This window comes from Marinobacter sp. OP 3.4, assembly GCF_036224885.1.
In the GTDB taxonomy this organism is placed as follows: domain Bacteria; phylum Pseudomonadota; class Gammaproteobacteria; order Pseudomonadales; family Oleiphilaceae; genus Marinobacter.
In genome coordinates this window covers 79,103-92,026 of the sequence record NZ_JAVVLT010000015.1, presented here as the reverse complement: position 1 = coordinate 92,026, position 12,924 = coordinate 79,103, and the positions used below count along the sequence as shown (strand labels likewise).

The window sequence follows — 12,924 nt, the reverse complement described above, 5'->3', positions numbered from 1 at the left end:
CGATAGCCTCATTATAACCAATATGAGTCAGCGAATTAACCGAACGGCACACTAGGGAGCCCCCTATCGCGTAACACACCTGCGCCACGCATGTGGCGTCAGGTGCTGTGTATTGTTATGAGCCTGTCACGATGATGATCATAAGCATCAACACGGCAACTACTGACCATAAAAAAAATTTCGCTAATGGTCTGCTCGTGTGATTCACCTCATTACGAAACTGTTCGCCATACTCTCTGGCTTCTACATCACTCAATTCGGCACAATGAAGACACTCAGAATATTTAGATGGATAATAAAGCCCGCATCGAGGGCAATGCACTCCATCTACCCCTGAATAATATGGAAATCCACCTCCATCCCCTTCCATGACTACTCCTCATAACCAATGAGCAATGGCGATCTACTTCCTCTGCCAGGCCGTTAATTCAGCAATAGTATGCTGATACTTCCGGGCCGTTTCGGGGATCACAAAGGGAACATCCACCGGGTCCCGCATCAGCTCAAAGTGGGGCGCCAGGATCTCCTTCATGCCATCGAGCACTGTGAACGGCTGACCATTGCGCTGGAAGCCGCCTATCCATTTCGTCCGGGGGGTGAATTCCTCCAGCAGTGTATACGGGGAGCTGATTACCAGTACCCCCCTGTCATTCAACAGTTGATGCACACCGGACAGGAAAGCCCCGGGGTCCTGCAGGCGGTCGATCAGGTTGCCGGCGAAGACCAGATCGAAACCACGGTACGCCGGTCCCAGGTTACAGGCATCCGCCACCTCGAAGGTCGCCCGGTCCGCATGCTTGGCTAGGTTGTGGGCCTCCAGGCTCGCCACCGCCGTTTCCCCCAGCTCCCCCTGCGCCCGCAGGAAATACTCCACCTGACCATGAGTCTTCAGGGTGTTGGCGGCATCGATAAACCGCTGTGACAGATCCAGTGCCACCACCTCGTCAAAGATACGGGTCAGTTCAAAACTGGTGCGACCGACAGCGCAGCCCAGGTCCAGGGCCCGGTTCTTGTCCCGGCCCGCCATGACCTCCAGGCAGGTGCTCGCGCACCGGGCCGGATAGTTACCGACGCCGAAATGGCTGTCGCCGTAATGGAAGGCCAGGTACTGCCCCAGCAATTCGTCGGTTTCGTAGACACTCATGGGCGAACCCTCCGGGTTGCTCGGGTATCACACCGCACAGGTGCGGAACCCGGTGTAGACATCGTTGCGCTGGGGCAGATAGGCCTGTCGGTAGGTGCCACGGATCAGCATGGATGACGTGGCGCAACCTCCGCCCCGGGTGACCTTGTGGTCCCCAAACTGGAGCGTAGACATAAACGGATACATGTCCACCCGGAACCCGTCGTAGGGCAGGAACTGATCACTGGTCCACTCCCAGGCGGTGCCGATCATCTGGCGACAGCCAAACGGGCTTTCCCCCGCCGGCAGGGCGCTCACCGATTGCCGGCCCATGCCGGTGGCGTCCATATCCGCCCGCTCCGGTGTGGGTGGTTCGTTGCCCCAGGGGAACCGGCGGAAGGGTTCACCGGGGCGGTTGCCCAGGGCGGCCACTTCCCACTCCGCTTCCGTGGGCAGGCGGCGACCGGCCCAGTGGCACCAGGCTTCCGCCTCCCAGTAGGAAATATGGATGACCGGGGCGTTCGGGTCCAGGGGGCACCAGTGGTCGAACAGGCGCTGTTGCCACTGGCCATCGTGCCACCGCCAGTAAAGCGGATGCCGGGGCGCTTGCATGACCGGCTCGGACTCACCATGCACCAGCGCCACATCCACTTCCGTCTGCAGCCACTTGCGACCGCCAAAGGACCAGAGTTCCGGACGGCGGTAGCCGCCGTCCTCCACGAACTCCAGGAACTGGCCGTTGCTCACCGGGCTGCGGGCAATCCGAAAGGCGTCCAGGGTCACGTCATGGCGGGGTTTCTCGCCGTCGAAGGCAAAGTCCTCACGGGCAAACACCTCCGACTCGCCGGGCATACCGATCCGCCAGGTACCCGCGGGAATCTCCGCGTCCCCCAGGGACTCGCAACGGCCTGACAAGCTGTCGGAGCGGGGATCCGTGACCGCCGGCGGCGCGGGATAACCCACGGTCTGCCGGCACCAGGTCATGGATTCGATGTGCATGTGCTGGTGGTAGATGGCATAGCGGTAGAGGTAGAGCGCCTGTTCATCCAGCGGCTGCTCCCGGATGCGCCGGGCAATGCGGTCATAGATGGTGAGCATGTAGTTGCGCGTCTGCTCCCGCCCGGGGAAGAGTTCCCGGCTCCAGCGATCCCGGTGATCGATGTGGAAGGAATCCCACAGGTCGTCCATGGACGGATCATAGCTCGGGGTGCCGTCCAGCAGGTTGAGGACAAATACCTCGTAGAAGAAGGATGAGTGCCCCATCTCCCAGAGCGGTGGGTTCACGCCGGGGTGGTAGGGCACCTGGAGCTGGTCATCACCCAGGGTATCCACCAGCGCCAGGGTTCGCTCACGGGTCTCTTCCAGAAGCCCCAGAAGTTCATCTTTCCGGGCGATGCCAGTTACCGTCATGCTCCCTCTCTTTCAATGATATCAGTGTCTCCAGTTTAGGCGACTGTGGCACCCCGTGCGTGAGCGGTAACGCCGATTTTTGCACGGAAATGCCCTGCTGACTGTCCAGTTATTTTACACGCCGCAACCAACGTCATCTTTGTGACCAACTTAACACATTAAGCGAGAAGCAGTTCTCAAAAGGTGGCACGTAACCTGTTTGTCTCCGGCATCGACCCGACGCCCAGGCCACTCCTGTCGGGTCAGACGTTGTCCGGTATCCACCAATAACAATGGCCAGCCGGGCCATGGCATCACGGACCGAAGACGCCAACCATGACAACAAGACGCGCCCTGACCTGGCTGACCGCAGGTGACAACCGTGTCGTACCACCGGCCACACTGACCTCCCGGTGGCAGGTGCATCAACTGGACTATACGGCCAGGCCGCCGTCTGGCCTACCGCAACGACACCACAGCCATGTCGGCATTCTGGACTTGAGCGATTACCCGCAGGACACCGGCGCCCCCTTCCTCGAACGCTGGATCGCCCAGTCCGGCACAACGTTCTGGATCGGCATCCTGCCCGGACCGCCGGCCGCCAACCCACACCTGGGCTACCTCACCTCACTCCACTGCTCCGACTACCACACAGTGCCCATCGACTGGGACCGGCTGGCCCTGGCCGTCGGACATTTCTGGGGCATGGCTCAACTGCGGCAGGATATTCCACAGACCTCCCGCAACGACTACCAGCAGATTGCCCTGACCGGGGTATCGGAGGCCATACGCCAGGCCACCGCACGGCTCAAGAGCTTCGCACGGACGTCGGAACCGGTGTTGATATACGGCGACAGTGGCACCGGCAAGGAAGCCGCCGCCCGCTTTGTACACGATCACTCGCTGGTTCGCCATGGACCGCTGGTGGTCATCAATTGCGCCGCCCTGCCCTCTTCCCTGACCCAGAGCGAGCTGTTCGGCCATGAAAAGGGTGCCTTCACCAACGCCACGGAACCCCGGGTTGGTCGTCTTGAAACGGCGGATGGAGGCAGCTTGCTGCTTCTCGGCATCGATGAACTGTCCCTGCAACAGCAGTCGTCACTGTTGCGGTTCCTCCAGGAGGGGATCGTGGAGCGGGTGGGCTCCAACAATCCCAGACAGGTCCGTGTCCGGATTATTGCCACCGCCTCCACCGCCCTGCCGGAACTGGTACACCAGGGCCGCTTCCGTATTGATGTGCTCTTCAGGCTCGGAGAGATGTCAGTAAGGCTGCCCCGATTGAAAGAGCGCCCGGAAGACATACCACTGCTGGCGGAACAGTTACTGGCACGCCTGCCACCGAACCTGCCCTCAAAGCATCTCAGCCCTGCCGCCATCCAGCAACTGATGGCCCATTCCTGGCCGGGTAACCTGCGCGAGTTGCAGAACCGTCTGCGCCAAGCCCTGCTACTTAGCGGGAATGCCCGGATCGAGCCCATGGACCTGGCATTTCATGACGTCTCGGACGATGTCCATGACCAGCACGATCTCAGCCTGGCCCGGTTCCGGGAACGGGCGGAACGGCAGGCCCTCCATTGCAGCCTGGCCCTGTCGCGCCAGAATGTTTCCGCCGCGGCACGGCTGCTGCGGATTTCCCGGGCGTCCCTCTATCGCCTGATCGACAAGTATCAGGCGTCAGCGTCGGACACCATCCACACACCCCCCACTACCGGACGTTACAGCCGTCGGTAAGGAACCGTCATGCATACACTAAAACAGGTGTCTCTTTTCATGACCCTGGGCCTGCTACCCGCCGTGGCCCTGAGCCAGGAGGAACCGCAGGAAACCACCGTGGGCGAGGATGCCCGGCGGGTTGCCGCCGAGCAGGCCTCCGATGTCGCCTCCATCACCTACGACCGGGGCATTGTCACCTCACCGGGGCGGGTGACCCTGGAGCCGTCATTGTCCTATGCCCACAGCAATTCCACCGTGGTGGCCGTCGAGGGTTACACGGTGATACCCGCACTATTGGTGGGGCTGATCAATATCTCGGAAGTACAGCGGGATATCCTGACCGGAGCCGTGTCCATGAAATATGGCTTCACCAGCCGGTTCGAGGCGGGTGTGCGGGTTCCCTACCTGATCATCAACGAAGACCTGAGGGAGCGGGAGGTGTTCGAGGGCACACCGGTGGACACGGTCCGGGAATCCTCCGGTGAGGGGCTGGGGGACGTCGAGGTGTCCGCCCGTTACCAGCTCAACGACGGCCTTGATGGCTGGCCCTATATCATCGGCAGCCTGCGGGTCAAGGCACCAACGGGGGAAGGTCCCTATGACGTTCCCCAGCGGATTGTCCGTGACAGCGACGGCAACCCGATCGGGGTGGAACTCAGGGAGCGTCCGACCGGCTCGGGCTACTGGGCCGTGGAGCCGGGTTTTTCGTTTATCTATCCCACCGACCCGGCGGTACTGTTCGGTAACCTGAGCTACGTCTGGACCATGGAGGAGGACGAGGAGCCGGAAAACGGCGGCACCATCGACCCCGGGGACGTGATCCGCTTCGGCTTCGGCATGGGGTTCGCCTTCAACGAGCGCACCTCCTTCAGCCTGGGGTACGACCATTCGATTATCGAGGACGCCGACTATGAAGTGGATAACAGTCTGCTGGATGCCCGCTTCGACCGGGTCCACGTGGGGTCACTGACGTTCGGGCTGTCCCAGCGGCTGACCACGGACACCACCCTGAGCACGACGGTCAGTGTTGGGGTCACGGAAAACGCGCCCAACGCCGAGATCACCCTGCGCCTGCCCATCAACCTCTGAGGCGCGGCCAGATGACGGAGCCACTGAGAGCCTTGAGAGCAAGGCGGGGTGGCGAAGGTTTGGTGGTGCCAAATCGAGCCGGCGCAACGCGGCTATCAAGGCTCTCAGCGGCTCAGGAAGTGGTTCAGGTGATCCCCCAGGTGCTGGGGTACCCTGTACCTGTCGCCCAGGTTGTTCAGTTCGATATTGAGCTGGTGGATATTCTGGATCACCGTGTCATTGAGAGTGTTCTGGATGACGGTTGTCCAGCCATCCGTACCGTTGCCAAGGTTGGTGGCCACCCGTGACCCACCGGACGAATCCGGTTTCAGGATCTGAACCACCGTCTCCACGGTATGATCGACGCCACGCCCCCGCATCTGCTGGTTCAGGTTGGGGATGGTCAGCCGGTTGACGATCATCTCCTGGCCATCAATCGACACAATCTGGTCCAGTCCGATGGCGATTTCCAGGCCGTCCTGGAGAAATCCGCCGCGCAGCTGGTCCAGTTCCTCGTCCGCCAGGGGGACCCCGAACAGGGCCCCTTCCTCCGGCAGCCGGTCCGCGGACCAGGCCGAGGCGGGTAGCACCACTCCGGCAACCAGCAGCCAGCACCATTGTTTCAGGTCCATGGTCACCACTCCCTCGATGAAGGCCAGTAAGGCAAGGTATGGGCACCGGGCAACTCCCGGAACCCCCGTTCCACCGGCGCCCTGGCCAGATCCGGCCAGTCGCCGTCCCCCAGGAACGAGGCACGCCCCTGTTGCAGGTGACTGCGGATCACAAAGGCCGTGCCATCCCAGTACTCGTCGAACTGGTGTCGGCTGTAGGCCTTGAGGCCCCTCGCCGGGTCACCCACCAGCACTTCCCGGTCACTGATCCCCTTGATCACCACGAAATGACGGAAGCCATGGACATTGAGCAATACGATAACCGGCAGCCGCACCTGTTCCCGCAAGTCCGCCAGGGGCATGCGGAAGCCGTCCGCCAGGAAACCCTCCATCTCCAGGTAACGCTTCATGTCCAGCATGGAGAACCCTTCGCGACGGACCTTCTCTTCGTCCGCGACGGCAAACATGGAGCGGAACACCTCCTGCTCCGACACCGGATGGCCGTAGTGGTGGGACAACAGGGACGCCACGGCCGCGGACCCGCAGCTGAAGTCATACTGCTGGCGTATCACCTGGTCGAAGCGTTTCTCCTGGAAACTGTCCACCGGGATGGAAAGATGCCCGCCGATAGCGGGTACACTCACCGAACCAGCCTGGACCTGAGGCCAGGACAGGCTGCACATAATGACGGTTATCAGTGCTGCCAGCCTGCCCATGCCCCACCTCCCCCTACTGATTGATGAGTATGTTGATCTGGGTGCTGTCCTGGATCACCACCTGGTTACCGGTGTTCTGGATCACCGTGGCAATCCCGCTCATCTGCCCGAACGCCTGGTCGGACAGGTGGTTGTCGCCGGTAACCACATCGCCGGTCAGCACATTGTTGGCAACGGTGCCGTTCTGCTCGGTATTATTTGTCTGCCACTGCATGGACACGCCCTGGCGCCCGCTCTCTGCGGCCAGTTGATCATCCGTCAGTGCGGAGGTGTTCATCCACGGCTCATCCGCCAGTGCCAGCGGCACTCCAGCCAGCAAAAACAGCGAGACCGCAGCCTGCGAAATCCGACTGATGACTTTACCCATGGCGCTTCTCCTGAAAAGGGGCCGCCACTTCAGCAGCGGCCCCCTCTTCCCTAGTTGCCGGTGGACAGGTTCGACATGACGCTGACATTCGCCTGGGTCACGCTTCCTGTGCCGACGTTCTGGGCAAAGGCACCGACACCGGTGAAGTTGGCAGAACCACCAGAGATCTCATTATGGTTGCTGACGCTGGTGTAAGACCCGCCACCGTTGGCGTTGCCATAGGTAGTGGTGACACCGGAGACACTGCCGTCCAACTCTGCATTGTTCAGGAACGCGCTGACGCTCAGGTTCAGCGTGTTGGTGCTACTGTCAGAGTTGTAGGAATCCGTGGCGTTGGTGGAATTATCCGAACTGTCACTGTTGCCACTGTCAGAGATATTGAAGGAATCACTGACATTGGTGCTGTTGTCGGAACTGTCGGAGTTATCCGAATTGTCCGAGTTGTCCGAGTTGTCGTTTCCGCTATCGGCGACTTTGAATGAATCGCTGACATTGGTGCTGTTATCGGAATTGTCCGAATTATCGGAGTTATCGGAATTATCGGAGTTGTCCGAATTATCCGACATGTCGTTGCCACTGTCCGCGATCTTGAACGAGTCAGTCACGTCAGTGCTGTTGTCGGAATTGTCCGAATTATCGGAGTTATCGGAATTATCGGAGTTATCGGAATTATCGGAGTTGTCCGAATTATCCGACATGTCATTGCCGCTGTCGGCGATCTTGAACGAATCGGCGACATCGGTACTGTTGTCGGAATTATCCGAATTGTCATTACCGGAGTCGGTATTGCCGGAATAGCCGTTATTGGCGGTAGATGTGTCATCCGCGTTGGTGTTTGGATTACCGTCGCCTCCCTGGTCCCCATAGGCAAAACCGGAAACTCCCAGTCCCAGGGCAATGGCCACGGCCAACAAGCTCTTCTTGGTATTCATGATATCGATCCCTCTACACAGTTGGTTGTTACCTGCTTGGGGCCTCCGACACCGGGGCGCTTACCAATACACCACACACCAGGCCCTCAGTTGTGGTGGAGCGATTTCTGTGCCAGATCCGGGAATAGGAAATAATGGCTTGTTTTATCGACGAATTTTCCCATTGGGCGGGGAAATCGATGGAAACCTGTCGGCCATTCTGTTTCATCCCTGAAACAGGTTTCTACGCCAGAAAGCGCCAAAGAACCGTTTCCCAAGACAATTCATGAACCTGACGCCGGACAGGCACTGTAAAGAATCTATACATGGGGCCCTGTCAGACGCTCCCGGCACCGGCCGCGGCTCCGCATCCAGACAAAAACCAGGGAACATCAGTAAAGTGTGCACCCCATCACAGGACAAGAATAAATATGGGTTAATATGAACAGGCTGTAATGGTTCCGATGAGCCATTGTGTTGCCAACCTGCCAGCAAGGGAATGCCATGTCAGACCAACAGTACAAGATCGTTTTCGAGGGGCGCACCGCCGACGGTGTGGATGAAGCCACGGCGCGGGCCAATGTCCAGTCCCTGTTCCGGATTCCGGACGCCCGGATCAACCAGTTGTTCAGTGGCCAGCCGGTGGTCATGAAATCCGGTATCGACCAGGGCCAGGCCGAGAAGTATGTCAGCCGCCTGCGTGAGGCCGGGGTCATCGCCGAGATGGTGCCCATGACCACCAGGGCGCCGGCATCCTCCGGCCAGCCGCCCAGGCCGCCGGTCAACCGGGCTGACCAGGCTTCCGGCCCGGACGGCACCGAAATCCATACCTCCGGCTTCCGTTTCCATGGCACCGGCAAGGAATACTTTGGTGTCTGGATCGTCAATATCCTGCTGACCGTGGTGACCCTGGGCATCTATTCCGCCTGGGCCAAGGTCCGCAACAACCAGTATTTCTACGGCAACACGGAACTGGAGGGAGCCAGCTTCCAGTATCTGGCCAGCCCCATCGCCATCCTCAAGGGGCGGATCGTCGCCTTTGTCGCCCTGGTGATCTACACCCTCATCACGGAACTGTTCCCGATTGCCGGCCTGCTGCTGGTCCTGCTCCTGCTGATTGCCATGCCCTGGATGGTGGTCCGGGGCCTCAAGTTCCACGCCATCAACAGTGCCTATCGCAACATCCGGTTCGACTTCCAGGGCACCTACGGACAGGCCTTCATGGTGCTGTTCGTATGGCCGCTACTGACACTGCTCACCCTCGGCCTGCTGGCGCCCATGGCGGCCCGCAGGATGCACAAGTTCATGGTGGAGAACGCCCGCTACGGCACCGCGGCCTTTAGCTGGACGGGCACCGACGGTACCTACTACCGCTTCTTCGGCAAGGCACTGCTGCTGATCATTGCCTTCGGGATCGCCGCCGCCGTTGCCGGCAGTGTCATCCACCCGGTCCTGACCTTCCTGGTGATGATGGCCGGCTACCTGGCCCTGTTCGGCTACTTCCAGGCGGGCATGACCAACCTGCTGATGAACCACGCGGAACTGCAGTCCCACGGTTTCAGTTCAGAGCTGGAACCCGGCCGGATGGTCTGGCTGATCGTCAGCAACAGCATCCTGACCGCCCTGACCCTGGGGCTGTTCATCCCCTGGGCCAAGGTCCGCCTCGCCAGCTACCGGGCGTCCCAGACCCATATGGCGATCCAGGGCAACCTGGACAACTTCGTCGCCGCCGAAGCACAACACACCAATGCCCTGGGCGACGAGATGGGAGAGGCTTTCGATGTCGGAAGCTTCCTCCCGGTCTGAGGTGGTCGAGGGACGCCTCTATACCGGCCATTCCTCCCAGGGTTTCCCGGCCCGCCTGATCCGTCGGGCGGACCGGCTCGCCCTGGAGAGCGGTACGACCTCCCAGGACCTTGAATGGTATGAGATGCGTATCGCCCCCCGGGTCGGCAATGCCCCCCGCTACGTCTATCTCCCGGACAACCAGGTGTTCGAGACCCCGGACAATGACGGCATCGACGCCATTGCCGGGTATTTCCACCAGGGGCTGATAGCACGGCTGGTACACCAGCTTGAAAACCATATCGGGCTGATCCTGTTTGCCACGGCGGTCACGGTGCTGCTGACCATCCTCACCTTCACCCATGGCATTCCCCTGGCCGCCCGTACCGTCGCCCAGGCCCTGCCACCATCCACCGTGACGGCCCTGTCAGACGGCACCATGGCGCAACTGGATGAGTTCGCCCTGGAACCCTCCACCCTGCCCGAGGAGCGACGGCAGGCGCTTCGTGAGGCCTTCCAGCCAATACTGGCCACCGAGCCGGACTATCAATTCAGGGTCCTGTTCCGCAACGGTTTCGGTGCCAATGCCTTCGCCCTGCCGAACGGCACCCTGGTATTCACGGACGGTATCGTCGAGCTGGCCGAGAACGACCAGGAACTGATCACCGTCCTCGCCCATGAGATGGGCCATGTGGTCCACCGGCACGGTATGCAGCGCATCGTACAATCGTCCCTGAGCGCCTGGATCATGGTCCTGATGACCGGCGACCTGTCGGCCGTCTCCGACGCCTCCGTGGGCCTGCCCGCCGTGATGATGAACCTGGCCTACTCCCGGGACATGGAACGGGAGGCCGACGACTACGCCCTGCAGGTCATCCAGGACAACGACCTGGACCCGATGGCCTTCGTGAATCTGATGACCCGGCTGGATAATCCGTTCCGGGAGTCCGATCCCCACGCCGGAGTTGACGAGCCCACCGACGAAGACAACGGTGGCCTGGGACAACACCTGGAGGGCCTGTTCTCCACCCACCCGCTGACCGCTGAACGGATTGAGCGGTTCCGTAACGCAGGACAGCGGTGATAAGCGATCTATGCGGTCATAGTCACCGCCCACACTCTTTTACATTTCTTTACGCTTGATCCCCTATGTTGGGGATTCTCCCCATGTTTTTTTCCGGGAAGCTGACTCCTGCAGAACACTGAAAACAAGACAGGAGATCACCATGGACCCCATGAAACACTGGATGCTGGCACTGGCTGCATCTTCAGCACTCGTACTGACCGGCTGCGGCGGGTCATCCAGCTCCTCTTCTTCAGACACCGGCGATGATGCGGAAGCGACAACGATCTCCGGTACCGCTGAAGCGCCTGCGGGAAGCGTGGCGCAACTGCGCCAACCATCATCCCTCGAAATAGCCATGAACTTCCTGATTCCGCCGGCTGCGGCCGCCGTCACAGGCCTCGACCCGGTTGAAGGTGCCGACGTCGAGCTGATCAGGGTCGACAACAATGGGGACCAGACAGGCGAAGTACTGGCCACAGCCACCACCAGCATTACCGGCGACTACACACTGAATATTCCGGCAGGCGTCAGTCTGGCGGGAAACCTGGTGGTCCGCATCCAGGGCGCCAACGCCGAAATGCGATCCCAGGTAGTTGAACAGGACGTGGATATCAATCCTCTTTCGGAATACGTCCTGCAGCGATTCATCGAGAATGGTACCGAACTCGACACCCTGAATACTGACAGTGTGCTCACACTCCGGGGTAAAGCCGAGGAGTTCGACATCGCTGCCACGGCAGACCTGTCAAGCATGCTGGACAGGCTGGATCAGGAAATCGGTGAGTTCGTGGATGGCCAGGTAGACCGGATTACCAGTGACACCGCCGATGTCACCGAAATCGCTGGCGACTGGCGCAGCAATGCCATTGAGTTCGGTATCGGTGATGACGTCGACATGGACAGCGGCTTCTTCGACGCCGAAGTGTTCGGCGACAATTTCACGTTCAGTGATCAGGGTAACGGCGTAGTCACCATCACCGAGAATTCCCGGGCCTCCGCCGAGGCGCAAATCAGCGGACAGGATACCAACGCCTTCCTCAACTACTGGGAAGATCTGCCCGATACCGGCGATAACGAAAGCTTCAACGCCGAGTATCTCAACACCGGTGAGCTCTATCTGGAGTTTCCGTTCGAGGAGGAGATTTCCGGTGATGGCGAGTTCGGCTTCCGCTACCCGCCGGGTGTGCTGCGCTTTCAGAAGGCCCCCAACACCGCCGCGTTCTTCATGGTGGCAAGCGACCCGGTGGTGCGTTACCTGACCGACGAATCCGGCGCTGTCGACCCTGATCAGAAAGACGGCAACGAGATTCTCTACTCTCTTGAAACATTCGTTCGCCAGCCCGAGTCAGCGGCAGCTTCCGATATGACCGGCACGTTTGGCCGGGTTTATCTGGGAACCTATTTCGAGAACAACGTCTACGAGGTAGAGAACGAGCACAACGAAATCACCTTCAACAGCGACAGCACGATTGATATCGGTTCCGAGCAATACATGGGCCTGAGCCGTTCTGGCAGCACCACGACCTTCTCCAGCAACGCCAGCGCCGATGAGACGGGGGTCCCCTTTACTGTCCAGCCCGACGGCAGCGTCGACACCATCGGCGGCGAAGCATCAAACGTGTTCGTCAATGAGGATTTTGACATTGTCCTGGGTGGCGAGTTTGACGGCGAGAACGGCAGTTACGCGGAAATTTCCAATACGCTGATGGTGCGGCTGCCCACCGATGGCGCGCCGGATCTGGCCGGTCGCAGCTACCGCGTCAAGTTCCTCGCCGTTGAGATGTACGACACCTATGGCCTGACCCTGGCCCGTAGCCGATTCGACTCTACCCTGAGCTTCGATGGCAGTGCCACGCCCAGCCTCGACCTGAACATCGAGCGGGCGGAAAAACCGGAAGGACTGGCGGACGTCATTGAGAAAACCACCGAAAACCTGGCACCCAGTGACCTGTCGGTGGATGTTGCCAGCAACGGCGCCACGTCCATTACCATCAATGATGGCGAAGGGGCCGGCGTCACCCTGGCCGAAGGTTACCTCAACCACGACGGCAACATCGGTATCTTCCGCACCTCCTACGATGAGGATGGCAGCGGCAGTGCCGATCCATCGGAACTGGGTCTGATGGTTCTCGTGGAACTGCCCTGACCCAACCCGCCCGGGGCCTCCTTGCCCCG

The 12,924-nt window shown here is 60.3% G+C and carries 11 protein-coding genes; 5 read left to right on the top strand and 6 right to left on the bottom strand.

All coding sequences use genetic code 11. The annotated features are described in order from the left end of the window. Positions 1 to 403: 403 nt before the first annotated feature. Positions 404 to 1,144: a putative 4-mercaptohistidine N1-methyltransferase gene (locus tag RO069_RS02735; RefSeq protein ID WP_328185207.1), complete on the bottom strand. Its 741-nt coding sequence runs from the start codon at positions 1,142 to 1,144 to the stop codon at positions 404 to 406. A 27-nt stretch (positions 1,145 to 1,171) separates the two neighbouring features. Then, a complete protein-coding gene (gene senA, locus RO069_RS02730) occupies positions 1,172 to 2,533 on the bottom strand; it encodes a selenoneine synthase SenA (protein WP_328185206.1) in 1,362 nt (453 codons plus the stop codon). A 315-nt stretch (positions 2,534 to 2,848) separates the two neighbouring features. Here senA and RO069_RS02725 point away from each other — a divergent pair, with 315 nt between their 5' ends. Then, positions 2,849 to 4,243: a sigma-54 dependent transcriptional regulator gene (locus RO069_RS02725; protein WP_328185205.1), complete on the top strand. Its 1,395-nt coding sequence runs from the start codon at positions 2,849 to 2,851 to the stop codon at positions 4,241 to 4,243. 9 nt (positions 4,244 to 4,252) lie between these two features. Further along, complete coding sequence (locus RO069_RS02720) at positions 4,253 to 5,314, top strand: transporter (protein ID WP_328185204.1); 1,062 nt, start codon at positions 4,253 to 4,255, stop codon at positions 5,312 to 5,314. Between the two features lie 104 nt (positions 5,315 to 5,418). Here RO069_RS02720 and RO069_RS02715 read toward each other — a convergent pair whose 3' ends face one another. The 4 genes from RO069_RS02715 to RO069_RS02700 are packed head-to-tail and all read right to left on the bottom strand — an operon-like array spanning position 5,419 to position 7,919. After that, positions 5,419 to 5,925: a hypothetical protein gene (locus tag RO069_RS02715; RefSeq protein WP_328185203.1), complete on the bottom strand. Its 507-nt coding sequence runs from the start codon at positions 5,923 to 5,925 to the stop codon at positions 5,419 to 5,421. A 2-nt stretch (positions 5,926 to 5,927) separates the two neighbouring features. Continuing rightward, positions 5,928 to 6,620, bottom strand: a complete 693-nt coding sequence (locus RO069_RS02710; RefSeq protein WP_328185202.1) for a C39 family peptidase — start codon at positions 6,618 to 6,620, stop codon at positions 5,928 to 5,930. Positions 6,621 to 6,633: 13 nt separating this feature from the next. Beyond that, the gene (locus tag RO069_RS02705) at positions 6,634 to 6,987 is read right to left on the bottom strand and encodes a hypothetical protein (RefSeq protein ID WP_328185201.1); all 354 of its coding nucleotides are present in this window, start codon (positions 6,985 to 6,987) and stop codon (positions 6,634 to 6,636) included. A gap of 50 nt (positions 6,988 to 7,037) precedes the next feature. Next, positions 7,038 to 7,919 carry a dentin sialophosphoprotein gene (locus RO069_RS02700; RefSeq protein ID WP_328185200.1) on the bottom strand — a complete coding sequence of 294 codons (882 nt, stop codon included), beginning with the start codon at positions 7,917 to 7,919 and terminating at the stop codon, positions 7,038 to 7,040. 483 nt (positions 7,920 to 8,402) lie between these two features. Here RO069_RS02700 and RO069_RS02695 point away from each other — a divergent pair, with 483 nt between their 5' ends. The 3 genes from RO069_RS02695 (at position 8,403) to RO069_RS02685 (ending at position 12,895) form a co-directional block, all read left to right on the top strand. After that, complete coding sequence (locus RO069_RS02695) at positions 8,403 to 9,704, top strand: YjgN family protein (protein ID WP_328185199.1); 1,302 nt, start codon at positions 8,403 to 8,405, stop codon at positions 9,702 to 9,704. Next, positions 9,679 to 10,767: a M48 family metallopeptidase gene (locus RO069_RS02690; protein ID WP_328185198.1), complete on the top strand. Its 1,089-nt coding sequence runs from the start codon at positions 9,679 to 9,681 to the stop codon at positions 10,765 to 10,767. Before RO069_RS02695 ends, RO069_RS02690 begins: the two co-directional genes overlap by 26 nt. 142 nt (positions 10,768 to 10,909) lie before the next feature. Further along, positions 10,910 to 12,895: a hypothetical protein gene (locus RO069_RS02685; RefSeq protein WP_328185197.1), complete on the top strand. Its 1,986-nt coding sequence runs from the start codon at positions 10,910 to 10,912 to the stop codon at positions 12,893 to 12,895. Positions 12,896 to 12,924: the final 29 nt, after the last annotated feature.